Annotated in this window: 26 protein-coding genes; 16 read left to right on the top strand and 10 right to left on the bottom strand. The window is 72.3% G+C overall.

Translation table 11 applies throughout. The features are described 5' to 3' along the window. Nucleotides 1-132: 132 nt before the first annotated feature. Nucleotides 133-663: an Lrp/AsnC family transcriptional regulator gene (locus tag ACFYS8_RS31445; RefSeq protein WP_387647505.1), complete on the bottom strand. Its 531-nt coding sequence runs from the start codon at nt 661-663 to the stop codon at nt 133-135. Nucleotides 664-719: 56 nt separating this feature from the next. Further along, nucleotides 720-1331, bottom strand: a complete 612-nt coding sequence (locus ACFYS8_RS31440; RefSeq protein WP_387647502.1) for a hypothetical protein — start codon at nt 1329-1331, stop codon at nt 720-722. 167 nt (nt 1332-1498) lie between these two features. Between ACFYS8_RS31440 and ACFYS8_RS31435 the strand changes: the two genes are divergently transcribed. The 3 genes from ACFYS8_RS31435 to ACFYS8_RS31425 all read left to right on the top strand — a co-directional run bounded on the left by ACFYS8_RS31435 (nt 1499) and on the right by ACFYS8_RS31425 (nt 5479). Next, nucleotides 1499-2203, top strand: a complete 705-nt coding sequence (locus tag ACFYS8_RS31435) for a response regulator transcription factor (RefSeq protein ID WP_387647500.1) — start codon at nt 1499-1501, stop codon at nt 2201-2203. A 17-nt stretch (nt 2204-2220) separates the two neighbouring features. Then, on the top strand, nt 2221-3603 hold the full coding sequence (locus tag ACFYS8_RS31430) for an ATP-binding protein (RefSeq protein ID WP_387647654.1): 1383 nt from the start codon (nt 2221-2223) through the stop codon (nt 3601-3603). Between the two features lie 463 nt (nt 3604-4066). Beyond that, a complete protein-coding gene (locus ACFYS8_RS31425; RefSeq protein WP_387647497.1) occupies nt 4067-5479 on the top strand; it encodes a glycosyltransferase 87 family protein in 1413 nt (470 codons plus the stop codon). A gap of 39 nt (nt 5480-5518) precedes the next feature. Here ACFYS8_RS31425 and ACFYS8_RS31420 read toward each other — a convergent pair whose 3' ends face one another. Then, nucleotides 5519-5938: an SsgA family sporulation/cell division regulator gene (locus tag ACFYS8_RS31420; protein WP_387647495.1), complete on the bottom strand. Its 420-nt coding sequence runs from the start codon at nt 5936-5938 to the stop codon at nt 5519-5521. Nucleotides 5939-6299: 361 nt separating this feature from the next. On the opposite strand from ACFYS8_RS31420, the gene ACFYS8_RS31415 reads away from it, so the two are divergent. Both ACFYS8_RS31415 and ACFYS8_RS31410 read left to right on the top strand, forming a co-directional pair. Then, nucleotides 6300-8057, top strand: a complete 1758-nt coding sequence (locus tag ACFYS8_RS31415) for an RDD family protein (protein ID WP_387647492.1) — start codon at nt 6300-6302, stop codon at nt 8055-8057. A gap of 110 nt (nt 8058-8167) precedes the next feature. After that, nucleotides 8168-8848 carry an RDD family protein gene (locus ACFYS8_RS31410; RefSeq protein WP_387647490.1) on the top strand — a complete coding sequence of 227 codons (681 nt, stop codon included), beginning with the start codon at nt 8168-8170 and terminating at the stop codon, nt 8846-8848. A gap of 121 nt (nt 8849-8969) precedes the next feature. Here ACFYS8_RS31410 and ACFYS8_RS31405 read toward each other — a convergent pair whose 3' ends face one another. Beyond that, complete coding sequence (locus tag ACFYS8_RS31405; protein WP_387647488.1) at nt 8970-9287, bottom strand: hypothetical protein; 318 nt, start codon at nt 9285-9287, stop codon at nt 8970-8972. Between the two features lie 257 nt (nt 9288-9544). On the opposite strand from ACFYS8_RS31405, the gene nfi reads away from it, so the two are divergent. The 6 genes from nfi (at nt 9545) to ACFYS8_RS31375 (ending at nt 16146) form a co-directional block, all read left to right on the top strand. Next, entirely contained in the window at nt 9545-10234 is a 690-nt protein-coding gene (gene nfi / locus ACFYS8_RS31400) for a deoxyribonuclease V (RefSeq protein ID WP_387647487.1), read from the top strand. A gap of 139 nt (nt 10235-10373) precedes the next feature. Next, nucleotides 10374-10832: a hypothetical protein gene (locus tag ACFYS8_RS31395; RefSeq protein WP_387647484.1), complete on the top strand. Its 459-nt coding sequence runs from the start codon at nt 10374-10376 to the stop codon at nt 10830-10832. Between the two features lie 64 nt (nt 10833-10896). Further along, nucleotides 10897-12369: a WXG100 family type VII secretion target gene (locus ACFYS8_RS31390; RefSeq protein WP_387647482.1), complete on the top strand. Its 1473-nt coding sequence runs from the start codon at nt 10897-10899 to the stop codon at nt 12367-12369. Nucleotides 12370-12461: 92 nt separating this feature from the next. After that, nucleotides 12462-13850 (top strand): S8 family serine peptidase, encoded by a 1389-nt coding sequence (locus ACFYS8_RS31385; protein ID WP_387647479.1) that lies wholly within the window; start codon nt 12462-12464, stop codon nt 13848-13850. A 140-nt stretch (nt 13851-13990) separates the two neighbouring features. Beyond that, the gene (gene mycP, locus ACFYS8_RS31380) at nt 13991-15349 is read left to right on the top strand and encodes a type VII secretion-associated serine protease mycosin (RefSeq protein ID WP_387647478.1); all 1359 of its coding nucleotides are present in this window, start codon (nt 13991-13993) and stop codon (nt 15347-15349) included. Between the two features lie 257 nt (nt 15350-15606). Next, nucleotides 15607-16146 (top strand): DinB family protein, encoded by a 540-nt coding sequence (locus ACFYS8_RS31375; protein ID WP_387647475.1) that lies wholly within the window; start codon nt 15607-15609, stop codon nt 16144-16146. Here ACFYS8_RS31375 and ACFYS8_RS31370 read toward each other — a convergent pair whose 3' ends face one another. The 3 genes from ACFYS8_RS31370 to ACFYS8_RS31360 all read right to left on the bottom strand — a co-directional run bounded on the left by ACFYS8_RS31370 (nt 16147) and on the right by ACFYS8_RS31360 (nt 18448). Continuing rightward, on the bottom strand, nt 16147-17247 hold the full coding sequence (locus ACFYS8_RS31370) for a DUF2332 domain-containing protein (protein ID WP_387647474.1): 1101 nt from the start codon (nt 17245-17247) through the stop codon (nt 16147-16149). Between the two features lie 220 nt (nt 17248-17467). Next, entirely contained in the window at nt 17468-17854 is a 387-nt protein-coding gene (locus ACFYS8_RS31365; protein WP_387647473.1) for a hypothetical protein, read from the bottom strand. Between the two features lie 249 nt (nt 17855-18103). Next, nucleotides 18104-18448 carry a hypothetical protein gene (locus tag ACFYS8_RS31360; RefSeq protein WP_387647669.1) on the bottom strand — a complete coding sequence of 115 codons (345 nt, stop codon included), beginning with the start codon at nt 18446-18448 and terminating at the stop codon, nt 18104-18106. On the opposite strand from ACFYS8_RS31360, the gene ACFYS8_RS31355 reads away from it, so the two are divergent. Further along, nucleotides 18425-19351 carry a cation diffusion facilitator family transporter gene (locus ACFYS8_RS31355; protein ID WP_387647651.1) on the top strand — a complete coding sequence of 309 codons (927 nt, stop codon included), beginning with the start codon at nt 18425-18427 and terminating at the stop codon, nt 19349-19351. The genes ACFYS8_RS31360 and ACFYS8_RS31355 overlap by 24 nt on opposite strands. A 129-nt stretch (nt 19352-19480) precedes the next feature. Here the strand turns inward: ACFYS8_RS31355 and ACFYS8_RS31350 are convergent, their stop codons facing one another. Then, entirely contained in the window at nt 19481-20008 is a 528-nt protein-coding gene (locus ACFYS8_RS31350; protein WP_387647470.1) for a hypothetical protein, read from the bottom strand. Between the two features lie 316 nt (nt 20009-20324). On the opposite strand from ACFYS8_RS31350, the gene ACFYS8_RS31345 reads away from it, so the two are divergent. After that, nucleotides 20325-21356, top strand: a complete 1032-nt coding sequence (locus tag ACFYS8_RS31345; RefSeq protein WP_387647468.1) for a hypothetical protein — start codon at nt 20325-20327, stop codon at nt 21354-21356. A 63-nt stretch (nt 21357-21419) separates the two neighbouring features. Here the strand turns inward: ACFYS8_RS31345 and ACFYS8_RS31340 are convergent, their stop codons facing one another. Together ACFYS8_RS31340 and ACFYS8_RS31335 are read right to left on the bottom strand one after the other, a co-directional pair. Beyond that, nucleotides 21420-22010, bottom strand: coding sequence for an isochorismatase family protein (locus tag ACFYS8_RS31340; RefSeq protein ID WP_387647465.1), 591 nt, complete (start codon nt 22008-22010; stop codon nt 21420-21422). Between the two features lie 109 nt (nt 22011-22119). Beyond that, nucleotides 22120-23433, bottom strand: a complete 1314-nt coding sequence (locus ACFYS8_RS31335; RefSeq protein ID WP_387647462.1) for a nicotinate phosphoribosyltransferase — start codon at nt 23431-23433, stop codon at nt 22120-22122. A gap of 144 nt (nt 23434-23577) precedes the next feature. Here ACFYS8_RS31335 and clpS point away from each other — a divergent pair, with 144 nt between their 5' ends. The 3 genes from clpS (at nt 23578) to ACFYS8_RS31320 (ending at nt 26090) form a co-directional block, all read left to right on the top strand. Next, complete coding sequence (gene clpS / locus ACFYS8_RS31330; protein ID WP_043914156.1) at nt 23578-23871, top strand: ATP-dependent Clp protease adapter ClpS; 294 nt, start codon at nt 23578-23580, stop codon at nt 23869-23871. 43 nt (nt 23872-23914) lie between these two features. Then, entirely contained in the window at nt 23915-24490 is a 576-nt protein-coding gene (locus ACFYS8_RS31325; RefSeq protein ID WP_387647459.1) for a DUF2017 domain-containing protein, read from the top strand. A gap of 160 nt (nt 24491-24650) precedes the next feature. Beyond that, nucleotides 24651-26090: an amino acid permease gene (locus tag ACFYS8_RS31320; RefSeq protein ID WP_387647456.1), complete on the top strand. Its 1440-nt coding sequence runs from the start codon at nt 24651-24653 to the stop codon at nt 26088-26090. Nucleotides 26091-26111 lie beyond the last annotated feature (21 nt).

Here is a 26111-nt window from a genome sequence, read left to right as displayed (position 1 = left end):
GGCCGGCCCTGGGAGGGGATGGCCCCGGGGGTCATGATGACGGCGTTGACTGCGTACATGAGCCATAGGCATATGCCAAAAATCGCCCGCCGTCACCCGTGGACACGCCAGAACGGTCACGCCGGCCCGCCGTCAGGCCCCGTCCGGGACCCCCGCGGCCTGCTCCACCAGCGGCAGGACCCGGAACGGCACCGGGTTCTCCAGGGCGATCGCGGTGGACGCCCGGACGATCCCGTCGAAGCACACCACCCGGTCGATCACCCGTTGCAGATCCGCGTTCGACCGGGCCACGATCCGCACCAGCATGTCGCCCTGCCCGGTGATGGTGTGCAGCTCCAGCACCTCCGGCACCGCCGCCAGGTGCGCCCGCACGTCCGTGCCCTGGCCCTGCGAGATCTCCAGGGTCGCGAACGCCGTCACCGGGTAGCCCAGCGCCGCCGGGTCCACCTGCGGGCCGAACCCGCCGATCACCCCGCGCGCCTGCAGCCGGTCCAGCCTGGCCTGCACGGTGCCGCGTGCCACCTGCAGGCGGCGCGAACACTCCAGCACCCCGATCCGTGGCTCCTCCGCGAGCAGCCGGATCAGTTTTCCGTCCAGCACGTCGATGGCATCGGGCTGCGGGGGCACGGCGGGCTCCTCGGTGGTGCGGGCGTCGACCGACATTGTGGGGTCGGCACGGCCCGCCCGTCAGCCCCCGCCGGGCGACGCGTCCGGTGTCGTCAGCCCGGGACGACCTGCACGTCGGGCTGGTAGCCGTTCCAGGTCACGTACACCTGGGAGACCCGGTCGTCCTTGCTGAACAGGACCCGGATCCACTGGTCGCCGTGCCAGACCTGCATCGCCCACCCCGCCTCGGGGGTCGCCGACACCAACTCGGCGTCGTGCTCCCGCAGATCGACCGCCACCCGGCCGCCCGGCATCAGGTAGCTGTGCACCGTCCCGGTCGGGCTCGGCGAGGTGCGGGCCGTCATGGTGCTGTTGTGGGACGGGGAGGGCTGGCCGCGGCTCTGGCCCGGGCTCGGGTTCGGGCCCGCGTTCGGGTTCTGGTTCGGGCCCTGGGTCGCGCTCGGGTCCGGGTCCGGATCGGGGTGCGGGGCGGTCGGGCCGCCCGGGCCGTCCGGGCCGGGCGGCAGGGCGCCCGTCGCCGAGGGTGCGGGCGGCACCGTCACCGCGGGCCCCGGCTGCGAGGACACCGCCGACGGCAGGGGCAGCGCCACCGGCCCTTCGTACACCGTGTCGGCGAGCACCGCGTGCACACCGAGCCAGGACAGCGCCACCGCCGCCCCGGTGGCCGCCGTCCAGGCGCCCAGTTGAACCCATCCGCTCCGCATCGCGGGCCCATCCTGCCGTACTCGGGTCACGGGCAGGTCAGTGCCCCGGCCATTCCTCAGCAACCTTGCAGATCACGGCTCCAGAGGACCCGTCAGGCGCCGGCCGGACCCGTTCGGGCCACCCAAGGTACAGACCAGTTGGTCGGGATGCCGTACCGTGCAGCCCCATGGCAACAGTGCTTGTGGTCGAGGACGACCCCTTTGTGCGTTCCGCCCTGATCCGCCATCTGGCCGACTCCGGCCACGCCGTGCGCTCCGTCGGCACCGCCCTGGAGGCGTTGCGCGAAGTCGCCCAGGTCGGCTGCGACCTGGTGATCCTCGATCTGGGCCTGCCCGATCTGGACGGCAGCGAGGCGCTCAAGATGATCCGCGGACTGACCAACGTACCGGTCATCATCTCCACGGCCCGTGACGAGGAGGCGGAGATCGTCCGGCTGCTGAACGACGGCGCCGACGACTATCTGGTGAAACCTTTCTCCGGCGAGCACCTGACGGCCCGGATGGCCGCCGTCCTGCGCAGGCTCGGCGGCGGCTCCCTGATGGCCCCTCAAATCCTGCGGGTCGGCGGCCTCGCCATCGACCCGCAGCGCCGCGAGGCCCTGCTCGACGGAGAACGCCTCGACCTCACCCGGCGCGAATTCGACCTGCTGGCCTTCCTCGCCGCCAGACCCGGCGTGGTCGTCCCGCGCAAGGAGATCCTCGCCGAGGTGTGGCGGCAGACCTACGGCGGCGACCAGACCATCGACGTTCACCTGTCCTGGCTGCGCCGCAAACTCGGCGAGACCGCCTCCAGCCCGCGCTACCTGCACACCGTGCGCGGCGTCGGCGTCCGGCTGGAAGCGCCCTCGGAACCGGTCGGGTGCACGACATGAAGCGCCTGCTCCGCTCGCTGCGCTGGGCGATGGTCAAGGCCGCCATCGCCGGCACCGTCATGGTCGCGCTGGCGTTCCTCATCCCGCTCGGCCTGGTCGTCCAGCACACCGCCCGCGACCGGGCCTTCACCGCCGCCCAGCGGCAGGCCGCCGCGCTCGGCCCCGCGCTCGCCATCACCACCGACCGGGACGCCGTCGCCCGCGCCCTGGCCTCCACCGAGGCCGGCGCCCAGGACCGCCTCGCCGTCCACCTGCCCGGCGGCCAGGTGGTCGGCCGCGGCCGGGTCGACGCCGGGCAGCTCGGCCCCACCGAGGACCCGAGCCGCGGGGCGCGGACCGGTACCCTGCGGACCCCCGGCGGCTACGCCCTGCTCCAGCCCGTCGCCGTCGACAACGGCCGGGTCGCCATGGTCGAGGTGTTCGTCCCGGACTCCGATCTGTCGCGCGGCGTCGGCACCGCCTGGCTGGTGCTCTCCGGCGTCGCGCTCGCCCTGGTCGCGGTCTCCGTCGCGGTCGCCGACCGGATGGGCGCCCGGATCGTCCGCTCCGCCCGCCGCCTCGCCACCGCCGCCCGCACGCTCGGCTCCGGCAACCTCACCGTCCGGGTCCCGGTCGACGGCCCCGAGGCGGCCGGCGCACCCGAAGAGCTCCGCGAGGCCGCCTACGCGTTCAACGCCATGGCCGACCGCGTCGTCCACCTGCTCGCCGCCGAACGGGAACTCGCCGCCGACCTCTCGCACCGGCTGCGCACCCCGCTCACCGTGCTCCGGCTCAACGCCGCCGCACTCGGCGCCGGCGACGCCGCCGACGCCACCCGGCACGCCGTCGCCCAGCTCGAACGCGAGGTCGACCAGATCATCCGCAGCGCCCGCCGGGACCCGGTGGACGCCCCGCCGGTCGTGCTCGGCTGCGACGCCGTCGAAGTGATCCGCGAACGCGTCGCCTTCTGGTCCGCCCTCGCCGAGGACGAGGGCCGCCCCTGGCAGCTGGCCGGCGACCAGGAACCGGCACCCGTGCCCGTGCAGCGCGGCGACCTGGCCGCCACCGTCGACGCGCTGCTCGGCAACGTGTTCCGGCACACCGCCGTCGGTACCGCCTTCGCCGTCGACCTGACCGCCGACGAGGACGGCGTCACCGTCCTGGTCGGCGACGCCGGCCCGGGCTTCGCCGACCCGGCCCCGGAGATCCGCCGCGGCGCCGGCCACGGCGGCGAAGGCTCCACCGGCCTCGGCCTGGACATCGTCCGCAAACTCGCCGAGAGCACCGGCGGCGACGTCACCCTCGGCCGCTCCGCCGCACTCGGCGGCGCCCAGATCGCGGTGCGGCTCAACACCCGCACCCAAGTCGAACTGCCGCGCCAGCAACGGCGCCGCCCCGGCCGGCTGATCCGCAAGGACTGACGGACCGATGACCCGACACAGCAGCTGTTACCGCGGGGGCGACAGCTCGGTGTCGCTCCTCTTCCTTAAGTACTCCCTAGTACCTCCTCAGCGGCGCCTGATGCCGCCCCGGCCGCGCCGATCCGGCCCGCCCGCCCGGCTAGGGTCGGGCGCACGCCGATCACCACACATCGGCGGGCCGCCCACACGGCATGTGGCGGCAGGTCGCCCGCCGTCCGCGCCGGCCGACCGATCACCAGGTGCGGCACCTGAGCAAGGGGTCGCCCCGGGCCGGGGCCGCGCTCGCACCGTCACACTTCCCCGTGACCGCGAGGCAGGCCCCCGGAGGGGAGCCCGGGGCGACCGCGAACCGCCCGGCCAGGACGATCAGGACCGCCGTGACCGCGACCGGTGGCATGAACCGGACGGTCGGGTAGTGTCGGCTGCTGGCCCAGCACAGGTCGACGGCGGACGGAGCAACACAGTGACCACGGTGCAAGCAGAGCGCGCCACATCCTCCGGCGGACCCGAACAATCACCCGTTCAGGCCTGGAAGCGCGCCCTCACCGCACCCGCCCGCCTGCTCGCCGACATCACCGCCGCCCTGCGCGCCGCCCCCCGGCGGCAGCTGCGCACCGCCACGGCGATCGCCCTGGTCTCGCTGCTCGGCTACGCGATCGTCCGGCACTTCGTCGGCACCTCGATGGTCGACATGCTCGTCTACCGGGCCGAGGGCGCCGCCGTCGCCCACGGCCAGGACCTGTACGCGCTGCGGGTCACCAAGTGGGACCTGCCCGCCACCTACCCGCCGTTCGCCGCCATGCTGTTCGTGCCGACCACCTGGTTCGGCATCCCGTTCCTGCGGGTGGCCGTCACCGTCGGGAACCTGCTACTGCTGGCCACCCTCGCCCACCTGTCCTTCAAACTGGTCGGCTGGCCGCGCCGCGAACTGCGGCCGATCGGCGTGATCCTGATCACCGGACTGGGCGTCTGGCTGGAACCCGTCTTCACGACCCTGCGCTACGGCCAGATCAACCTGGCCCTGGCCTGCCTGATCCTCTGGGACCTCACCCGCCCCGATCACGCCCGCACCAAGGGCATCGCCATCGGCCTGGCCGCCGGCATCAAGCTCACCCCCGGCCTGTTCGCCGTCTACCTGCTGATCACCGGCCGGATCCGGGCCGCACTGGTCGCCGCCGGCGCGTTCCTCGGCACCTTCCTGATCGGTGCGCTGGTCCTGCCCGACGCCACCTGGGGCTTCTGGACCAAGTACCTGTTCGACTCCACCCGGGTCGGCAAGACCGTCATCGTCGACAACCAGTCACTGAGCGGCATGGCCGCCCGCCTGCTGCACACCGAGCACCCCGGGCTGCCCGCCACCGCGCTCGCCGCCCTGGTCGCCGTCGGCGGCCTGGCCATCGCCGCCTGGGCCCACCGCAGCGCCCACTGGTCGCCCCGAGCCGAAGCCTGGAGCGTGTGCGCCGCAGCGGTCACCGCCGTGCTGATCTCCCCGATCAGCTGGACCCACCACTGGGTGTGGTGCGTGCCGATGCTGGTGCTGCTCGCCGCCGAGGCCGCCCACGAACGCTCCCGCCCCGGCGCCGGCCGGCGCCACCGCTGGCGGATCGTGTTCGGCCTCACCCTGCTGGGCTTCCTCTCCTTCGCGATGTGGATCATCCCGCACAAGGGCGACCTGGACCAGAAACTGCCCGCCCTGAGCCAGGCACCCGCCTCCGTCTACCCCCTGCTCGGCCTGTGCTTCCTGGCCGTCGCCGCCGTCAGCGTGCACTCCCGCCGCCGCGCCGCCGGCGCCCCGCCGGTCCGCCTCCCCGCCCCGCGCACCGGCCCCGACGGGCTCGGCAGCGCCGACACTCAGAAGGCCCCCGCCGCCCGCTGAACACCCCGGCCGGCCCGGAAGCGGACCCGGCGCGGGCCGTCACGCCAGCAGCTCGGCGAGCGAGCCGTCCAGGTCCATCGCCTCCAGCTCGGCACCCGGCGGCACCAGCCGGTGCGCCCGCTCCAGCCACGCCGCCACCGTCGGCAGCGGCGCCTCCAGCAGCGCGTCGCCCGCCGGCGAGCTCAGCGCCATGCACAGCACGCTGCGCCGCCCCGCCCGGGTCGGCCAGATCCGCACGTCGCCCTGGCCGCACGGGCGGAACGTTCCCTCCACCAGCAGCTCACGGGCGAACACCCAGGTGACCGGCGTCCCGCTGTCCAGGTGGAACGTCACGTACACCGCGAACGGGTCGTGGCTCCCGTACGACAACCGCGCCGGCACCGCGACGCTGCGCTCCGGCGACAGCACCAGTTCCAACTGCAGCTCCTGCTCCACCACTCCGGTCGACTGTCCGGTCACGGCCGCTCACCCTCTCGCCTCCACGCGTGAGGCCGCCGATCGGCCCCACGGCAGGGAAAGAGCGGCGGTGCCGCGCACTCTTACACGGGTTTCCGAGAAACTTTCCGGCGGACTTTCCGCAGAACCTTTTCCCCGCCGCCCCGGTTGTTCCGGACGGGGCGACGGGCGTCCGGCGCACCGGACTCGCGCCCTACCACTCGAGTCCGTCCCGTACCACCGGTTCCACGAGATCCGGTGAACCCGGCGGGCCCGGCCCCTCCAGGCGCTACCCTTTGTGACTGCCCGGCGACTCTCCGCCCGCGGCCCTGTTGCGCACATCCGCACACCTGCACGCCGCGGTGCCGGTACGAAGGAAGAGGCAATGACGGACCGGCCCCCCACCGCAGCACCCATGCTCGGCACGACCGTGCCCGCCGACGCCGGAACACCCGGCTACTACCCCGACCCCTCGGTACCCGGCTTCGTCCGCTACTGGGCCGGCCACGCCTGGGTCCCCGGCACCAGCCGGGCCGCCCCCGCCCCCGGCGAACAGCTCCAGCCCCCGCGCTTCGTCGCCCGCTACATCGGCCCGCCGCCCTACAGCGTCCCGCCCGGCCTCGTCCCCGCCGTACCCGCCGGCCCGCTGATCGAGACCGGCCCCATCTACCTCGACGAGACAGGCGCCCACACCGCCTTCAACATGCCCGCCCACCCCGACCCGGTCGAGGCCCCGCCCGCCGCCGCCGAGGTGCGGGGCCTCGACCGGGTCGGACCCGCGCCCTGGGCCGTCACCGGCAACGGGCTCCAGCCCGCCGCCGCCGAATCCTGGGCCACCGCCGCCGCACTGCGGCTGGGCCCGGTGCCCGTCCCGGAGGCGGCGGTCGTGGCACCGCGGCGCGGCGGGACGGGTCGGGAGGCGCAGGAGCGCGGGCGGGCGCCGGTGGGTGCTCCGGTGCGTCAGGTCCGGGAGGGGTTCGCTGCGGGGGCGGGGGCCCCGGTCGAGCCCGAGGCTCGGGTGCCGGAGCCGGTGGTCGTGGAGGAGGCCGCGCCGCGCCCCGCCCAGCCGCTCGGTGGGACGCCCTGGCATGGCGGCGGGGGCGGCGGCGGTGCCGTTGCCGGGGGAGGGCCGGGCGGTGACGGCTCGGTGGGGATGTCGGCCGGGCCGGCGTCGCTGTACGAACCGCGACCGGCGTACGAGGGGGTGATGCCCGAGCCGTTGCGCGGGGCGAGTGCGTCCTCGGCTCCGGCTTCGGCTTCGGTGGAGGAGGTGCGGGCCGCCGAGTCGGCTGCCGGTTCGGGTTGGCGGGCGGATCCGCGGGCGCAGCGGGGCCTGATGGACACCGGGGAGGCGCCGCGGCGGGTGTCCTGGGGCGTCGACGGGGCACCCGGCGAGGTGCCGGCCGGCGGGCCGTCGCCGTCGCCGTCGCCGTCGCCGTCGCCGTCGCCGTCGCCGTCGCCGTCGTCGTCGTCACAGTCGTCGCCGGTGGAGCGGGCCGCGCGGGAGCCGCGGGTGGCGCACGTCACCAGTGAGCGGGTGCGCCCGCCGCGGGCTGCCCAGGTGGAGGAACGCCCTGCCGCGCGGGTGCGCGGCGGTGTCGGTGCCGCCGGCGCTCGTGGCGAGGGGCGGCGGCCGGCCGTTCCGGCGCCCGTCCCGGCCGGGCTGGCGGCGCGGGCGTTCGGGTGGCTGGTGGACGGGGCGGTGACGCTGGTGGTCGGGGCGGCCGTCGCGGTGCCGATGGCGGCCACGGTCTCGGCGCACGTCCGGAAGAAGATCGAGCAGGCGCAGCTGGCGGCCCGCCTGACCGGGCGTCAGCACCAGGTGTGGCTGCTGGACCAGGTGGTGTTGGGCCGGCTGGCCGTGGTGCTCGGGGTGCTGGTGCTGTTCGCGCTGCTGTACCAGGTGCTGCCGGTCGCCCGGACCGGCCAGACCTTCGGCAAGCGGCTGGCCCGGATCCGGGTGGTCGCCGCGGGAAGCACCCGCCCGCCCGGCTTCGGGCGTTCGCTGCTGCGCTGGTTGGTGGGCGGGCTCGGCACCGTCCTGCTGCTGGGCCTGTTCACGCCGCTGCTGGACCGTCCTGCCCGACGCGGCTGGCACGACCGGGCGGCCCGGACCCGGGTGGTGCGGGTGGGACGGCGCTGAGAGCCGACGCGCCGCCACTGTGGGAGGCGGTGCCGTCGCATGCCGCCAAAACGGACAGAAACGTCGAAAATGTCCCAACAGTGCAGTAATTGCGGTGTTCTACTCGGGGCATGAGCGCCAACGACCCCTCTGGGACCGAGCCGGAGGAGGAGGGCGGCAAGCCTTCCTTCGACAAGCAGCCGCCGTCGGCGGACAGCCCCTACGACACGCCGCCCGGCTACGGGGGCCAGTACGGTGCGCCGCCCGGATCGGGCTCCCCCTACAACAACCAGCCGCCCGGCTACGGCCCCCCGCCCGGCCAGACCCCGCCCCCCGGTGGCCCGTACGGCTCGCCCTCCGGCACGCCCGGCCCCGGCCCCGTCCCCGGGATGCCCCCGCTCGGCAGCTGGGGTGCGCGGATCCTCGCCACGGTGGTCGACTGGATCCTGGTGGAGGGCATCGCCGTCCTGGTGCTGCTGCCGTTCGTCAACTTCGCCCGGCAGGACGGCTGGGTCGGCTCGGCCTGGCTCGGCTACGGGCTCTTCCTGGTCTACCAGGGCCTGATGCTCAGCCGGGACGGCCAGACCCTCGGCAAGAAGCTGATGAAGGTCCGCGTCGCGATGCTCGTCGACGGCTCGTCCCCGTCCTCCAGCGCCGCCTGGACCCGCGCCGCCACCTTCGTCGCCCCCGCGCTGATCTGCTGCGGCGGCCTCTGGTGGCCCGTCGACGGCCTGTTCGGCGTCTTCGACAAGCCCTACCGGCAGTGCATTCACGACAAGGCCGCCAAGACCGTGGTGGTCTCCACCGCCTGACGGGCGTTCTGGCGGCCGTCCTAACGGCCGTTCGATCCGGTTGGGCCCCGGGCCCGTGGCAGCCATCGACCTGCCGCGGGCCCGGGAGTCGTTGCGTTCGGGCCGTCTGTTGGTGGTGCGGCTACCGGGACTGGTTGGCGTATTCGGGCTGGCGTGCGGGTTCCGGGCGGGCGACCGGCTTCGGGGCGGCGGGCTTCAGGGCGGCGGGCAGGTGTGGACGAGGGGTGAGCAGGACGGCGGACAGCGTGCCGAGCGCGATCGCGAACGCCACCAGCACCGCGACCCGCCACACCCCCGTCTCACCGGACACGGCCAGCAGGGCCACGGTGGTGGCCGTCGCGATCAGGGCGCCTCGGCTCACCTGGGCCGGGGCGGGGCGGAGGCCGGTTCGCGCGGGGGCGCGAACGGTGCCGGGTTGCGGGGCGGGGAGGCGCGTCATGGTGGTCGACCCTTCGCGCGGACGGGGAAGCCGAGGTCGAGACCCTTGGTGGTCCGAACTGTTCGGCCGGGATCGGTAAGTCCAGGCTAACCCTTGGGAGTTGAGCAGACCGGGGGCACAGGGGGCGCACAGGCTCACGTCTGCCGGCCCGGACCGTCGTTGCCCGCCCCTCGGCGGCGGGCGATAGCGTGCGCACGGACAACGCCGGGGTGGGTGGCCGCCCCGCGCCACCCGTTTCCGACCCGCCCGGAGTCGCCGTGACCGTCCCGACCGACTGGCCCACCACCGCGGAAGCCGCCCGCGCCGAACAGGAACGCCTGCGCCCCCAGGTCGTCCCCGAGGGCCCCGAACCCCCGCGCCGCCCCGGCACCCTGATCGCCGGCGTCGACGTCGCCTACGACGACGAACGCGACGTGGTCGCCGCCGCGGCCGTCCTGCTCGACTACGCGACCCTCGACGTCGTCGAACAGGCCACCGCAGTCGGCCGGGTGGCCTTCCCCTACCTGCCCGGACTGCTCGCCTTCCGCGAACTCCCCGCCGTCCTCGACGCCCTCTCCCGGCTCACCCGCACCCCCGACCTGGTCGTCTGCGACGGCTACGGCCTCGCCCACCCCCGCCGCCTCGGCCTCGCCAGCCACCTTGGCGTCCACACCGGCCTGCCCACCCTCGGAATCGCCAAGACCCCCTTCACCTTCACCCACGAACCACCCGGCGAGCACCGCGGCGACTGGTCCCCGCTCCTCGACGGCCCCGAGACGGTCGGCCGCGCCGTCCGCACCCGGCAGGGCGTCAAGCCCGTCTTCCTCTCCGTCGGCCACCGCATCGGTCTACCCGAAGCCACCGCCGTCACCCTCGCACTCACCCCGTCCTACCGCCTCCCCGAAACCACCCGCCGCGCCGACTCCCTCTGCCGTCAGGCCCTCGCAGCCACCGCCTCCACCCCCTGACTCCACCTCCCCTCAGCAGGGGGCGTTTTGACGGGCCGTTCCATGTGTTAGACATATGGATTGGAGCCAACTATCCATCAGGCCCCAGGCGGCAAGCGGGCAGTCCGACGGGCAGCAGGTACGGGGGAGGTACGAGTAGATGAGCACAGGCGGCAAGGGCTTCCAGGTAGAGGTCGACAGCCTGCGCGCGTTCGCAGCGCAAGTCCGAGGACTGCTCAAGGAGTTCGAAGACGGCGCAGGCGGCGCGAAGGTCCATGGCCAGACGGGTCTGGCCCCGGCGGCCTTCGGCACTTTCGCGGAGGCCGAGGCGTTGCATGCCAAGTACGGCCAGATGCGGGACGCGCTGAAGGAGGTCCTCGACGGTATCCAGCAGGCGATCGACGAGGCCCAGCGGAACGCGGACCGGACCGCGACCAACTACGAGGAAAACGAGCACGACACCAGCAAGCACCTGAAGCTGGCGAGTGACGGCTGGTCCACGGTGGCCCCCAGCCCCGTGACCTCGACTCAGCGCACCACCTCGGCGGCACCTCAGGCCGCGCCGCCGGCCGGAAACGTCTCTCCGGCGGGCAGCGGGGAGCCGAGGCCGCAGTGGTGATCATTCGGAAGACAGCGGAGCCGGGTCGCGGCCGAGGCACTGTTCGGCGTGAGGGGAGCCAATCGTGACCGACATGACCAACTTCTACTCCTACAGCCATGGCCAGATGCGCGAGATGGTCCAGTCCATGGACTCCGGCGCGGTCATGGCAGCCGCCGACCCGTGGCGTCGCGCCACCGACACCCTGAAGCAGATCCGCACCGCGCTGAACACTGCGGCCGCCGACGCCAGCGACACCTGGGAAGGCGACACCAGCAACGCGTTCTACTCGCGGATGACGTCGCTCGCCAACACCGTCAACAATGTTGCGGCCTACTCGAACGACGCCGCCAACGCGCTGCAGATGATGTCGGAGGCCATCGACAAGGCCAAGAGCGACATGCCCGAGGAGCCCGGCTTCTGGGACAAGGTCGGCGACGCGATCAGCGACAGCGCGCAGCAGACCGTCGGCATCGACAACGAGGACACTCGCACGGCTGTCGCGGACAGCCGCAAGCAGCAAGCGGTCACCGTGATGCAGGTGTTGGCGGCCAGCTATCGGAGCACTACCAGCTACCTGAAGCCGCCGCCGCCACCGCCGCCACCGCCGGGCGGGAGGTTCGACGACGGCGGCCGGGAGTTGGCTCCCCCGGACAACGGTGGTATCAGCGCGCTCGGAGCGATGATTGCCGGTATCGGTGCCGGTCTGAATCAAGGCAGTTCGGGATCGGGATCCTCGTCAGGATCCCGAGTCTCCGGGCAGAGGTCGACGCCGCAGGCTCCGAAACTGCAACCTGCGGTGGTTCGTCCGACCGATGCGGGCATCTCCGGCGGGACTGCCAACCCGGTTGCGCAGCCGAAGGGCCCAGGAACGGGCATCGACGGGATGCAGAGCGGAACCGGCGGCGTCCGTGGGGGCACCGGGACGATCGGCGGCACCGGCGGTGCGGGCACCGTACACGGTCCGTCCGGCGGCGGTGGACTCGGGCCGGCCGGCGGTGCTGGCAGCGGCTTGATCGGCCGTCCTGATGGCGGGTTGCTTGGCGGCGGCTCCGGCATCGGCGGTAGTCGTGCCGGGTTCAGCGGAAACAGCGTCTCCAAGGCCGGGACCTTCGGGTCCGGTGGCTTGGGCGGCAGCGGTGGCCCGGGTGGCGCCGGTGCTGGTGGTGCCGGCGGCAACGGTCTTGGCGGACGCTCCGGTGGCGGCTTGGGCGGTGGCGGCGGTGCCGGTGGTAGCGGCATCGGAGCGCGTTCCGGCGGGAGCCTGGCCGGCAAGGCCGGCGGCGTGATTGGCGATTCGACCCACGCCACCGCTGGTGGACGTGCCTTCACCGAGGGCGGTTCCGGTATCGGCCGCAACCGCTTCGGCCAGGGCGGCGCAGGTGGCCAGGCCGGCGGCCCGGGCCAGGCAGGTGCCGGGCACGGCGGTGGCATGGGCGGTCACGGCCAGGCAGGCAAGAAGGACAAGAAGCGCGGCAAGGACCGCCCGGACTACCTCGTCGAGGATGAGGAAACCTGGGCATCCGGCGATCAGGTCAACCCGAACGTGGTGGAATGACGTTCGGTCAGTAGAACAGTCGAACAGGACCGGCCGTCCCGCAGATCTGATGGTCTGTGGGGCGGCCGCTTCAACGAGTGGGGTGACGAGGCTTGACGACCAGCCGATCCGTGCGCGGTCTGGCTGCGCTCGCTGCGGGAACCCTGTTGTGGGGTGTCAGCGCCGGGCCTGCCGCTGCGGACACCATCCGCGACGGTCAGTGGGCGTTGAAGAACTACCGTGCGGCCGAAAAGGTATGGCCGATCAGCCAGGGCGAGGGGGTGATCGTTGCGGTCATCGACAGTGGCGTTGACGCAGATCATCCAGACCTGACTGGGCAAGTTCTTTCTGGTCTTGACCTCACCGGCGCCGGCACGGACGGGCGGAGCGACAGCGAGGGCCACGGCACTGGCATGGCAAGTGACATTGCCGGACACGGCCACGGTGACAATGAGGGTGTGATGGGGATCGCCCCCAAGGCGAAGATCCTCCCGATCAAGACCGATGTAAATATCGCCGGAACGGACTTTTCCAAGGCCATTCATTACGCCGTTGACAACAAGGCCAAGGTCATCAACATGTCCTTCGGCGGCGGTAGGTCCACTGAGGACGGGTACAAAGAAGCGATCAACTACGCCATCCAGAAGGACGTAGTTCTCGTCGCCGCCACTGGAAACACTGCTGGTGTCCCGATTGCGAACCCCGCTTGCTTCCCGGGAGTAGTGGCAGTCTCTGGAGTCGCGGAGAGCGGTGACCTGTGGGAGAAATCGACCACTGGCCCGCAGGTGACAGTGGCGGCACCTGCGGTGAACGTTTACCATGCGAATCAGAAAAAGGGTTATACCGCGGCTGATGGCACCTCCGAGTCGGCGGCCTACGTTTCCGGTATCGCGGCCCTGGTGCGATCGAAGTACCCGAACCTTTCGGCGGGGCAGGTCATCAACCGGATGATCAAGAGTGCGGCGAAGCCGGAAGGCAAGGGATCGTTCCCTAACGATCAGTACGGCTACGGTATTGCCTCTCCCGGCGGTTCGCTGGCGGCCAACCCTCAGGTGGATAACGGGCCGAAGGAGAATCCGCTGCTCAAGCGCGCCACGTGCAGCGACCAGCCGAAGAACACCACCTCGACATCTCCCGAGCCTGGTGCGTCGGCTCCGGCGCAGGCCCCTCCAACTGGGGGCAGTGCGACCTCGCCGCAGGCGAGCAGTGACTCCAAGAGCAGCAACGGGATGCTGATCGCGGTCGGCGGCGGTGTTCTCGGTCTGATCGTCATTGTGGTGATTGTGCTGCTGGTCCGTCGTTCCAAGGGTGGCAACGGTGGCGGGCCTGGCGGGCCTGGCGGGCCCGCCGGGCCGGGTGGTCCTGGTGGGGGGCCGGGCTATGGTTACCCGCCGCAGCAGCCTGGGCCGAGCTATGGGCAGCAGCCGGGGCAGGGCTACCCGCCGCAACCGCCGTACCCGCAGCAGCAGGCGCCGGCCGGGGGGAATCCGTACCAGCGCTGACGGAGTGGGTCGTATGACGGTCCCTCGATATCGGCGAGCCGATGTCGGGGGACCGTCTCGTTGATTGAACGCGGTGCTTGTGGCATTGCTGGGGGGAGTGGAAGGTGGGAGTTGGACTCGGGGCGCGGCCACGGTCGGTCATGGCAGTGCTGGGGGCCGTGCTGTTTGGTGCCAGCGCCGGGCCTGCCGCTGCGGACACCATTCGCGACGGGCAATGGGCGCTGAAGAACTTCAGCGCGGCCGAGAAGGTCTGGCCGGTCAGTCAGGGCGAGGGGGTCGTTGTTGCGGTCATCGACAGTGGTGTTGCAGACCACCCCGACCTGGCCGGCCAGGTTCTCCCCGGCACTGACTTCACAAAGCCTGGCGGTGATGGGCGAACTGACACCACGGGCCATGGAACCGGTATGGCCAGCGTCATTGCCGGGCGCGGCCACGGTGACAACGCGGGAGTCATGGGGCTTGCTCCCAAAGCCAAGATCCTTCCCGTGAAGATCCACATGACCACGGGCACGACCATCGAGGCTGGCGGCAGCAATGCGGAGCTCGGCCAGGCAATTCGCTACGCAGTCGACCACGACGCGAAGGTCATCAACATGTCCTTCGTCGGGGGAGGTAAATCCGACGAGGGGTACCAGGACGCGATCAATTACGCGATCCAGCGGGATGTCGTTCTCGTTGCAGGCTCTGGAAACGACCCCAGCCTGGAGATCGCCTACCCGGCGGCCTTCCCCGGAGTGGTCGTGGTTACGGGGGTTGGGGAGAGCGGTGACCTGTGGCCGAAGTCGACCACGGGATCACAGGTGACGCTTGCGGCGCCAGGCGACAACATCTACCGCGTAAATGAGAAGCAGGGTTACAGCACGGGCACTGGCACGTCCGATGCCGCAGCATTTGTGTCTGCGACGGCGGCGCTCGTACGGTCGAAATATCCGAACCTGTCGGCAGGTCAGGTCATCAACCGGATGACCAAGAGTGCATTCGAGCCGAAGGGGAAGGGCCCGTTCCCGAACGAGCAGTACGGCTATGGAATCGTCTCTCCGTCCGGTTCGCTGGCCGCCAACCCTGCAGTCGACAACGGGCCGAAGGAGAACCCGCTGCTCAATCGCCCGGGCGCGGGCGGCAGCACGTCGGGCTCCTCGAAGGCCCCGAGCACCGGTGCCACCGATCCCGGGAAGCCGCCTGCGTCCGGGGGCGACTCGAACGCGCCGCAGGCGGGCAGTGACCCCAAGAGCAGCAACGGGATGCTGATCGCGGTCGGCGGCGGTGTTCTCGGTCTGATCGTCGTTGTGGTGATCGTGGTGCTGGTCCGGCGTTCCAAGGCCGGCAGCGGCGGCGGACCTGGCGGGGGTCCCGGTTATGGCTATCCGCCGCCGCAGCCGGGGGGCTATGGGCAGCAGCCTGGTCCGGGCTACCTGCCGCCGCCGTACGCGCAGCAGCAACACGCGCCGTACCCGCCGCAGCAGCAGCTGCCGGCAGGGGGGAATCCGTACCAGCGCTGAGTGGGCTCGTCAGTGGCGGCTCTCCGGCGAACGGTGAGGGCGTTCGTGGGGGAGCCGTTCTGCGTTCGGTGGCGGGGTGTGTGCATGTGGACTTTCATGTGGTGCCGCGTGGGCGGGCTCTGGTGGTGGAGGTGAGCGAGACCGGTGGGAGGGGCGCTGCTGCGCTTGGCAGGGTGCGGTGGGGGTGGCGGGATCTCGATGGTCGGTGGCGGTGGTGGGCCTGGTGGGGTGGGGTGGGGGCGGGTGATGCTGGGGGCATGATGATCCCTGACACCAAGGACTGGACCTGGGTGCTCGAGCGGCCCTGCACGGAGTGCGGGCTGGATGCGCCGGGCGTTGGGTTTGAGCAGGTCCCGGGCATGATTCGGGCGAATGCGGCGGCTTGGACGGAGTTGCTGGCGGGTGATCCGGCGGTGTTGCGGGAGCGGCCGCGGGCGGAGGTGTGGTCGGTGCTGGAGTACGCGTGCCATGTGCGGGACGTGTTCCGGCTGTTCGATGTGCGGTTGAAGCTGATGCTGGCCGAGGACGACCCGCTGTTCGCCAACTGGGACCAGGACGCGACTGCCGTCGAGGAGCGTTACGGCGAGCAGGAGGCGGCCGTGGTTTCCGAGGAACTCGCGGACGGCGCCGAGCAGTTGGCCCGGTCGTTCGAGGCGGTGCCGGACGCCGCCCGCGCGCGCACGGGGCTGCGCAGCGATGGTGCCCGGTTCACCGTGGAGTCGTTCGCTCGCTATCTGATCCACGATCCGGTGCACCACCGCTACGACGTCACCGGTGTGATGCACGTGGGGAGTTGATCAGAGGGCGGTGAGCGCGGGGTCGCCGTCCGCGAGGGTCCATGCGGGCAGGCCGTGCGGCATCGCTTCGGCGAGGACCGTGGTGGGGCCGGTGCCGAGGCGGGTGGTGAGCAGGAAGCGGTGTCCGTCGCCGACCCGGCGGGGTTCCAGGGCGATGTGGACGAATGGCGCGGACGGGCTGGAGGAGGTTGCCAGGCGGTCCAACTCGGTTTCTACAGAACGCCATTCCTCGGCGGGGACATACTGGCGCATGATCGAGTGCCAGACCACGGTGAGGGTCCCGTCGGCGACCTGGACGTCGTGGAGGAACTCGGCCGCGCCGACCGGTTCGACGGGGGCGGGGAGCTTCTCGGCGAGGGCGAGTGCGCCGTTCAGCCGTTCCAGGCGCGGGAGTTGGTCGGCCCACAGGTAGGCGCGCAGGGCGAGTGCGCCGTCCGCGGAGCGCGGGTCGATCGGCGTCGGGTCGCAGCCGTGCCGTTCCACCACCTGCTGGAGCGGGGCGTCCCGCAGCCAGGTGGGCGGCTCGCCCTGCCAGGCGTCGGCGAGTACCACGGGGGAGTCCGCTGGGCCGTACGCGAAGCCGGGGGAGACGCAACGGAACTGCTCGGCAAGGAGGTTGAGGCCCGCGCTGGAGCCGAGTTCGTGCAGCCGCACCGGCAGCGGCGCGGTTGCGGCGAGTTGCTGCTGGGCCCAGGCGAGGCCGGTGAGCAGCAGGTTGGCGCGGCCGACCTCGTTGGTCTGCGGCGGGCGGGTGAGCCATTCGCGGATCCACGGCAGGTTCTCGGCGACGGTGGTGCGGAACGCGGGCCAGGGGGCGTCGGGGTTGGCGGGGTCGAAGGTGCCGCCGGCGCTCGGGTAGTGGGCGGCGAGAGCGGGCGCCCGGCCGGAGATCACCAGGGCGTGGACGGCGCCGAGCAGGCGCAGCGCGACGGCCGACGGGCCGGGTGCGTCCTCGTGGCCGGCGATCGCCTCGGCGCACGGGCCGGCCTCGGCAAGGTCCTCGGCGGCCCGGCGGAGCAGGGCGGCGGACAGTGGGGAGCCGAGTTCCGCGCAGGCGTCGGCCTGGTGCCGGAACATGGCCACGGCATGGGCGATGGGCATTCGGGAACTCCTCTGGCGAAGGGTGACAGGACGTCATCCTTCGCCGGTGGACGGCGGACCGGTAGCGGCGCCGGCGGTGATCTCGCTCACGGAAGGTGCGCGTGCGACCGGAGTGGGCGTCGCGGGAGACCGCGCGCGGAAGCGTGTCCCGGCGGCCGGGACAATCCGGGGGCGTGCGGTACTCGTTGCGCGCCTGCCGTCGGCCCGTGTCGGAGGCCGGTCACCAGTCGGTGGTGCGCCGCCGGTGCGTCTGCCGGAGCGCGCTGGTGATGCTGGCGGTGTCGACGCCCACCACGTCGGCGATCTCGGGCGTGGCCAGCCCGACCACGTAGTGCAGGATCGCCAGGTCCTCCTCGGCGTCGACGTCCGGGCGCGGCCGTTCGGCACCGGCCAGCGCGTGCTGCTCGGTGACGGTGTCGCGCAGGATCTGCCAGGCCGCGGCGGCAGGGTTGGAGCTTCCGAGCACCGCGGGCCAGACCTCGGCCAGCTCGCGCAGCGCGAGCCGGACCACCCGGTGGGCGGCGGCGGGTTCCTGGAACCAGACCCGGGCGTAGCTCCGGTACCGCGGTTCGTGCAGCTCGCAGAAGGCCGCGAACTCGACGGACACCTGCGGAAGTTCGGTGGACCGATCAGCGAATGCCGAGCCTGCGGCCGGGACATGACGATTGGTCACATCAGCTGCCTCTCGATCTGGGTCCGGACGGGGAGCGTCAACGCTCACTCTAGGCCCTCGGTCGGGTGCTGTGGGTGACAAGTCTGCTGAGATGCCCGGGCGTGGATCCGCTGCGGAGTGTTGCGTGACGAGCCGTCGGCAGCGGCTGCTCGGTGGACGCAGCTGCGAGCGCGTCGCACCTGGTCAGAGGTGGTAGATCGGCAGTGGCTGCAAGGCAGTTGGTGTGCCACTGTAGGCCTCATGGGTGAACGCGGACACGGCAACGGGGCTCACCTTCACGGGCGAAACCCGGACCACGGGCATGACCACCATCACACATCGAACCGGCAGCACCACCACGAACACGCACACCGGCCCACGCACGCGCACCTGGACCGTCACGAGCGCGAAAACGGGCACGAAGACGGGCGCGGACACGGGCGCGAAGACGGGCACGAAGACGGGCACGAAGACGGGCGCGGACACGGGCACCAGCACGGACACCCGACCGGTCTCGGGCACCGCCTGGCCCACCTGCTGCGCCCGCACTCGCACGACGCCGCCGACCGGGTGGACGCGGCGCTGGAGTCCTCGGCCGAGGGCCTGCGCACGCTGTGGGTCTCGCTGGCGGTGCTCGGCCTGACCGCCGCCGCGCAGGCGGTGATCGCGGTGCTGTCGGGTTCGGTGGCGCTGCTCGGCGACACCGTGCACAACGCCGCCGACGCGCTGACCGCCGTCCCGCTGGGCGTGGCGTTCCTGCTCGGCCGGCGGGCGGCGAACCGCAGTTACACGTACGGGTACGGGCGGGCGGAGGATCTGGCGGGCGTCGCGGTGGTGCTGGCGGTGGCGGCGTCCTCGCTGGTGGCGGGCTGGACGGCAGTGGACCGGCTGCTGCACCCGCAGCCGGTGGGGCACCTGTGGGCGGTGGCGGTGGCGGCCGTCGCGGGGTGTGTCGGCAACGAGTGGGTGGCGCGCTACCGGATCGCCACCGGCCGGCGGATCGGTTCGGCGGCGCTGGTCGCGGACGGCCTGCACGCCCGCACCGACGGGCTGACCTCGCTGGCGGTGCTGCTGGGTGCGGCCGGCAGCGCGCTGGGCTGGCGGCTCGCCGATCCGGTGGTGGGGCTGCTGATCACGGTGGCGATCCTGCTGGTGCTGCGCGGCACGGTGCGCGAGGTGGGCCGACGGTTGATGGACGCCGTCGACCCGGCCCTGGTGGACGTGGCGGAACGGGAACTCGCCGCCGTGGACGGGGTGCGCGCGGTGGGCGCGGTGCGGATGCGCTGGATCGGGCACGCGCTGCGCGCCGAGGCGGACGTGGTGGTGGACCGCACGCTGACGGTGGTGGCCGGTCACCGGGTGGCGGTGGCCGCCGAGCGGGCGCTGATCCGCGCCGTCCCCCGACTGCTGGCGGCCACCGTGCACATCGACCACGCTCCGGCGGAGGTCTGAACCACCGCGGGTGCGGACCGGCACGCCGGACCGCCGAATCGGCGGTGATCGCCAACCCGGTGGCCTGACGGTCCGTCAAAAACCGCCCCAGGGAGCCCAGAAGGGCTCCCTGGCGACCGTGCGGGGCGGTCAGTGGCCCTCGGGGCCACCCGCCTCCCGAACGGGCGGCACAGCGGCCCTGACGCCCTCGACCGGCCCACCGGCCTGCGGGGCGGCCTGGGCGTCGGCCTGCGCCGCAGCCGCGTTCGCGGCCTCGGCGGCAGCCGCTTCGGCGGCCCGCGCGGCGGCGGCCACGCTGTCGGGCTCGCGGCGCGACTGCTCGGGGATGCCGGCGGTGCGGCGGATCCGGCCGGTTTCCTCGGCGGCCTCGCGGGCGGCCAGGTAGGCCTGTACGGCGGCGATTCCGTACACCGGCTGAATCAGCTGGTGGCCTTTGAAGAACGGCCGTGCGGGGGCGAACCCGGCGGCCGTGACCAGCTCGCGGATCTCGGTTATCTCCTCTTCGCTGCGCGCCGTGAAACGTACTTCCCAGCCCTTCTTGTACGCACGTCCGTCCTCTCCGCCGCGCCGGGCGGGATCGGGTTGGCGGACGTAGCCGGGCAGGCGGCCGAGGCGCAGTCTGGCGGCGCGCTGGGCGGATGACTCGTCGCGGGACATGTGCCTGATGGTAGGCAATTCGGAACGCCCGCCGACGCCGCGGGGCGTGCCGCTGCGTGTGGGATCGGTCACGGTCGGTCAGATTGCGCAGGTGGGCGGCCGGGTCCGGCCGGATCGCAATGATGTGTGGATCCCCCGAAAATCGGATTGTAGGCGTCAAGTCCGATCTGATCCGACAACGGTTCGAACGTCCGATCCGCCGAATGGGTGAGGGTATGGGGACTTTAGTGCAGAGCAGTCCCGGTTTGACGACGGTTGGGTAACAGGCCGTCAGGTATGGAGTTGACTGTCGGAGGCGAGGGGGAGTGTTGTCGGCATGAGCTACCGGATTCCGCAGCAGCCCACCTCTCTCGAAGAGCTCGCCCGGCGCCAGCAGAATGTGGTGACGGCCAGCCAGTTGCGCGCCCGCGGCGTGCCGGCCCGCCTGGTGAGCGAACACTGCCGGCAGGGCGGTCCGTGGCAGCGCCTGCTGCCCCGGGTGTACCTGCTTCAGGAGGGTCCGCCGACCCCGGAGCAACGGATCTGGGCGGCGTTGCTGTACGCCGCCCAGAACGGCCGGGCCGAGGGCGGCCGGGAGCGCGCGGTGATCACCGGGGCGGCGGCGCTGGCGCTGTACGGGTTCGTGTCGATGCCGCGGCTGCCCGCGGTGTTCGGGGTGGACGTGCTGGTGCCCCGGCAGCGCCGGCTGCGGGACGCCGGGCAGGTCCGGATCCGGCGCACGGAACGGGAGTTGGTGGCTCGCGAGGTGCACGGTCTGGTCTGCGCGCCGGTCGCCCGGGCGGTGGCGGACGCGATCCGCGAGTGGTCCGAGCAGGGCGCGTTCGAGTCCGGTCTGGTCGCCCCTGGGGTGCTGCGGGCGGTGCTGCGCGAGGCGCTGGCGCGCGAGGGCGGCCAAAGCGCGGCCGAGCTGCTGACGGAGCTGACCGAGGCGGGCCTGCTGGCGGAGCCGCGGGTGCGTGCGGCGGTGGACGAACTGCTGGCCGCGCAGCGGGAGTCGGCGCTGGCGTCGCTGAGGGAGCTGGCCGCCGAGCAGGGCCTGCCGCTGCCGCTGTCCGGCCCGGAGTTGCGGATGCGCGGCGGCACGTACATCGCGGTCCCGGACCTGTTCTGGCCGGAGGCGGCGGTGGCGGTGGCGGTCGAGGTGGACTCCGAGGTGCGCTGCGTCAGCGAGGGCGACGCGGCCTGGGTGCGGGCCGGGCAGCACCGGATGGAGTACCTCGGGGTGCGGGTGGTGTACGTCGGCTCGTCCCGGCTCGCCGCCGAACGGGACGCGGTCGGCGGCGAGTTGGCCGAGGCGTACCGGATCGGCGGCGAGGACGTGGTGGCGCTGGTGGTCACCGAGCGCTGAGCGGCGCGGAGTTGGCGTCCGTGGAACTCAACAGGCGCCGCTCGATAGGGAAGTGACGTTCAGTCAGCCGTGGACCACGGGGGTGCCGGTGAGTTCGACGCCCGCGGCGCGCAGTTCGTCGAGCGCGGCGGTGGTGGTGGCGGGTGCGACGCCGGCTGTCAGGTCGAGCAGGACGCGGGTGGCGAAGCCCTCCCGGGCGGCGTCCAGGGCGGTGGCGCGGACGCAGTGGTCGGTGGCGATGCCGACCACGTCGACGTCGGTGATGCCGCGTTCGTTCAGCCAGTCGGCGAGCGTGCCGCCGTGCTCGTCGAGGCCTTCGAACCCGCTGTAGGCGGCGGCGTACTCGCCCTTGGAGAACACCGCCTCGATCGCCCCGGAGGTCACCGAGGGCGCGAAGTTGGGGTGGAAGCCCACGCCTTCGGTGCCGGCCACGCAGTGCGCGGGCCAGGAGCGGACGTAGTCGGGTTCGGCGGCGAAGTGCGCACCGGGTTCGATGTGGTGGTCGCGGGTGGCGACGATGTGGGCGTAGCCGGGTGCGGAGTCGGCGATCAGGTCGGTGATCGCGGCCGCGACCTCGGCCCCGCCGGCGACGGGAAGGCTGCCGCCTTCGCAGAAGTCGTTCTGCACGTCGACGACGATCAGGGCCCGGTGCATGGCTGGTCTTCTCTCGTTGGGTGGTGCGGTCCGAAGCCCGGGGGTGTCGGCCGCAGTGGTGTCGGGGGCGGTTGGCACTCTAGGCAGTGCCGGGCGGCGGCGGAAGGGTTCAGCCGGTGTGCCGCTCGGTGCCGATCACCGGCTCGCCGCGGGACAGCTGGGTGGCGGACAGCGGCAGCGTGGCGCGGGCGCGGCGGTGGCGTTCGCGGGCGGCGTCCAGCGGTTCGCGGCCGACCACCTCGCCGCCGGTGATCAGCGGGACGTGCAGCAGGTGCGGCTCCAGGTCGGCGGGCACCGGGCCGGTGCCGACCACCTCGGTCTCGGCGACGCCGTCGGCGTCGGGGCGGCGGGCGGCCCACTTGCGTCCGCCGATGCTGATCTTGCCGCCGGCCGAGCGCTTGGCGACCGGGACGAGTTCGCCGCCGGGGGCGGATTCGCGGGCGACCAGCTTGTAGACCATCGCGCAGGTCGGGTGGCCGCTGCCGGTGACCAGGCTGGTGCCGACGCCGTAGCCGTCCACGGGGGCGGCGGCCAGCGCGGCGATGGCGTACTCGTCGAGGTCGGAGGTGACGATGATCTTCGTGCCGGTGGCGCCGAGCTCGTCGAGCTGGCGGCGGACCCGGTGGGCGAGCAGCGTCAGGTCGCCGGAGTCGATCCGGACGGCGCCGAGGCCGGGGCCGGCCACCTCGACGGCGGTGCGGACCGCCTCGGCGAGGTCGTAGGTGTCGACCAGCAGGGTGGTGGCGCGGCCCATCGACTCGATCTGCGCGGTGAAGGCGTCCTTCTCGCTGTCGTGCAGCAGGGTGAAGGCGTGCGCGGCGGTGCCGGTGGTGGGGATGCCGTACGTGAAGCCGGCCTCCAGGTCGGAGGTGGCGGAGAAGCCGGCCAGGTAGGCGGCCCGGGAGGCGGCGACGGCGGCCTGCTCGTGGGCGCGTCGGGCGCCCATCTCGATCACCGGGCGGTCCCCGGCGGCGGCGGTCATCCGGGAGGCCGCGGCGGCGATCGCCGAGTCGAAGTTGAGGATCGACAGGATCACCGTCTCCAGGATCACCGCCTCGGCGAAGCTGCCCTCGACGGTCAGCAGCGGCGAGCCGGGGAAGTACACCTCGCCCTCGGGGTAGCCGTGGATGTCGCCGGTGAAGCGGTAGTCGGCGAGGTAACGCAGCGTGTCCTCGTCCACCACCCGCTGGTCGGCGAGCCAGTCGAGCTGGGGCGTGGTGAACCGGAAGTTCTCCACGGCGTCCAGCACCCGGCCGGTGCCGGCCAGCACACCGTAGCGGCGGCCGTTCGGCAGGCGGCGGGTGAACACCTCGAAGACCGAGCGGCGGTGGGCGGCGCCGCTGCGCAGGGCGGCCTGCAGCATGGTCAGCTCGTAGCGGTCGGTGAGCAGCGCGGAGCTGCGCTGCGCGGTGATGGCGTCCATGGGAATGATGCTACTACCACTTAGCGTCAGAGTGACGATTTCCCCCCGGGGTCACGTGTCGGACGACCCTGATTCGCTCCGGAGTCCCTCGGATGGAAGCATGGGCCGAGGGGGAAGATCGAGGTCGACGAGGAGAGACGGACTGTGAGTGTCGCGCCGGTGGAGATCGAGCGCCCGGAAGTGGAGGGGGTTCCGGTCACGGAGCCGGACACTCCCTGGGTGACCATCGTCCACAACGACCCGGTCAACCTGATGACCTACGTGCAGTACGTCTTCCAGAGCTACTTCGGCTACCCGAAGGACAAGGCACGTCAGCTGATGATGGACGTGCACACCAAGGGGCGGGCGGTGGTCTCCAGCGGCACCCGCGAGGAGATGGAGCGCGACGTGCAGGCGATGCACGGCTACGGCCTGTGGGCCACCCTGCAGCACGACTGACGGCCCGCCACCCACCGATCCACGAGGGACTGATCCGAAACACATGGCCGGTTTGTTCGAGAGCGCCGCGAGCGGCGGCGCGGCGATCCCGCTGGACGAGTTCGAGGCCTCCATCCTGCGCTCGTTGGAAGTGCAGATGCTGGAGCTGATCGGCCCGCCGCCCGGCGGCGAGCACGAGGACCCGCTGGCGGCGCTGTTCGCCGAGGGCCCCAGCGAGGCGCCCGAGGACCCGGCGCTGCTGCGGCTGTTCCCCGACGCGTACGGCGGCCCGGGCGCGCCCGAGGACCCGCAGAACGCCGAGATGGCCTCCGAGTTCCGCCGCTACACCGAGCTGGACCTGCGGGCCCGCAAGCGGGAGGACGCCCTCACGGTGGTCCGGGCGCTGGACGGGCTCGGCGGCGAGGGCGGCGTGGTCGCGGTCGGCGCCGGGGACTGCCCGCGCTGGCTGGGCGCGCTCAACGACCTGCGGCTGACCCTGGGTTCCCGGCTGGAGGTCACCGAGGAGGACGACGACGGCCTCTACGACCTGCCGGAGAACGACTCGCGCAAGCCGCTGGTGATCGCCTACCTGTGGCTGGGCGCGATGCAGGAGAGCCTGCTGGAGGCGATGGCCGGCTGAGCCATCGGGGCCCACCCATTCGCTCGAATTGTCCGATTATTTCGAGGATGATCGGATTCACGCTGTAGCGGCGCATTTCGCGTGGTTCACTGCTATTTCACCCGGAAGACGGGGCGTGTCGGCCGACCGGTCGGCGCGAACCGGGGAGGCGAGGTGGCAGATGACCGAGGCGACCGACGAGACGACCGACCCGGTCCCCGATGACGAGGGCTACGAGCGGGGGCTCGGCGGCCGGCAGATCCAGATGATCGCGATCGGCGGCGCGATCGGCACCGGCCTGTTCCTCGGGGCCGGCACCGCCATCTCCAAGGCAGGGCCGAGCCTGCTGCTCGCCTACGCGGTGGCCGGCGTGGTGATCTTCGTGATCATGCGGGCGCTCGGCGAACTGCTCACCTACCGCCCGGTGTCGGGCAGTTTCGCCGAGTACGCCCGCGAGTTCCTCGGCCCGTTCGCCGGCTTCGTCACCGGCTGGACGTACTGGCTGTTCTGGGTGGTCACCGGCATGGCCGAGACCACCGCCGCCGCCGTCTACGTGCGGTTCTGGGAGCCGGGCGTGCCGCAGTGGGGCACCGCGCTGGTCTTCCTGCTGCTGCTGTACGGCGCCAACCTGATCTCGGTGAAGCTGTTCGGCGAGATCGAGTTCTGGTTCTCGATGGTCAAGGTCACCGCGATCGTGGGGATGATCCTGATCGGGATCGGCGTGCTGATCTTCGGCTTCTCCGCCGCCGGGGAGACCGCCACCATCGCCCACCTGTGGAACGACGGAGGCTTCTTCCCCAAGGGCTTCGGGGCCACCGTGATGTCCCTGCAGATCGTCATGTTCGCCTACCTGGGGGTCGAGCTGGTCGGCGTCACCGCCGGGGAGAGCGAGAACCCCGAGAAGACGCTGCCGCGGGCGATCAACACCCTGCCGGTGCGGATCGCGCTGTTCTACGTCGGCGCCCTGCTGATCATCCTGTCGCTGGTGCCGTGGTCCGAATTCGAGCCCGGCGTCAGCCCGTTCGTCGCCGCCTTCGGCAAGGTCGGCATCCCCGCCGCGGCCGGCATCATCAACTTCGTGGTGCTCACCGCGGCGCTGTCCTCCTGCAACTCCGGGATGTACTCCACCGGCCGGATGCTGCGCGACCTGGCGCTGCGCCGGCAGGCCCCCGGCCGGCTAACCCGGCTCACCGCCCGGCGCACCCCCGCCGCCGCGATCACCGTCTCCTGCATGCTGATGGGTGCCGGAGTGGTGCTCAACTACCTCGTGCCGGAGCGGGCGTTCGAGTACATCACCTCGGTCGCCACCGTCTGCGGCCTGTGGACCTGGGGGGTCATCCTGGCCAGCCAGCTCCGCTACCACGCCGCCTGGAAGGCCGGCCGGCTGCCCGCGCCGACCTTCCGCGCCCCCGGCGGCAGTTGGACCCGCTGGCTGGCGCTGGCCTTCCTGGTGATGGTGCTGGTGCTGATCGCGCTCGACTCGACCGCCCGAATCTCGCTGTACGTCTTCCCGTTCTGGGCACTGATGCTGATCGTCGGTTACCGGGTGATCGGCCGCCGCGACCCGGCCGCCGTGCACGGCGATCCGCACGGGCACCTGCACGCCGAAAGCGGCGAGTGAGGCCCAGGGTCCGTCCGGCAG

The organism is Kitasatospora sp. NPDC004615, assembly GCF_042873545.1.
In the GTDB taxonomy this organism is placed as follows: domain Bacteria; phylum Actinomycetota; class Actinomycetes; order Streptomycetales; family Streptomycetaceae; genus Kitasatospora.
This window is presented reverse-complemented; position numbering and strand designations above follow the sequence as displayed.

Coding starts and splice junctions, on each gene's coding strand:
- ACFYS8_RS31445 (WP_387647505.1), bottom strand. CDS start 663: ATGTCGGTCGACGCCCGCACCACCGAGGAGCCCGCCGTGCCCCCGCAG.
- ACFYS8_RS31440 (WP_387647502.1), bottom strand. CDS start 1,331: ATGCGGAGCGGATGGGTTCAACTGGGCGCCTGGACGGCGGCCACCGGG.
- ACFYS8_RS31435 (WP_387647500.1), top strand. CDS start 1,499: ATGGCAACAGTGCTTGTGGTCGAGGACGACCCCTTTGTGCGTTCCGCC.
- ACFYS8_RS31415 (WP_387647492.1), top strand. CDS start 6,300: ATGACGGACCGGCCCCCCACCGCAGCACCCATGCTCGGCACGACCGTG.
- ACFYS8_RS31410 (WP_387647490.1), top strand. CDS start 8,168: ATGAGCGCCAACGACCCCTCTGGGACCGAGCCGGAGGAGGAGGGCGGC.
- ACFYS8_RS31405 (WP_387647488.1), bottom strand. CDS start 9,287: ATGACGCGCCTCCCCGCCCCGCAACCCGGCACCGTTCGCGCCCCCGCG.
- ACFYS8_RS31395 (WP_387647484.1), top strand. CDS start 10,374: ATGAGCACAGGCGGCAAGGGCTTCCAGGTAGAGGTCGACAGCCTGCGC.
- mycP (WP_387647478.1), top strand. CDS start 13,991: ATGGCAGTGCTGGGGGCCGTGCTGTTTGGTGCCAGCGCCGGGCCTGCC.
- ACFYS8_RS31375 (WP_387647475.1), top strand. CDS start 15,607: ATGATGATCCCTGACACCAAGGACTGGACCTGGGTGCTCGAGCGGCCC.
- ACFYS8_RS31370 (WP_387647474.1), bottom strand. CDS start 17,247: ATGCCCATCGCCCATGCCGTGGCCATGTTCCGGCACCAGGCCGACGCC.
- ACFYS8_RS31350 (WP_387647470.1), bottom strand. CDS start 20,008: ATGTCCCGCGACGAGTCATCCGCCCAGCGCGCCGCCAGACTGCGCCTC.
- ACFYS8_RS31345 (WP_387647468.1), top strand. CDS start 20,325: ATGAGCTACCGGATTCCGCAGCAGCCCACCTCTCTCGAAGAGCTCGCC.
- ACFYS8_RS31340 (WP_387647465.1), bottom strand. CDS start 22,010: ATGCACCGGGCCCTGATCGTCGTCGACGTGCAGAACGACTTCTGCGAA.
- ACFYS8_RS31335 (WP_387647462.1), bottom strand. CDS start 23,433: ATGGACGCCATCACCGCGCAGCGCAGCTCCGCGCTGCTCACCGACCGC.
- ACFYS8_RS31325 (WP_387647459.1), top strand. CDS start 23,915: ATGGCCGGTTTGTTCGAGAGCGCCGCGAGCGGCGGCGCGGCGATCCCG.
- ACFYS8_RS31320 (WP_387647456.1), top strand. CDS start 24,651: ATGACCGAGGCGACCGACGAGACGACCGACCCGGTCCCCGATGACGAG.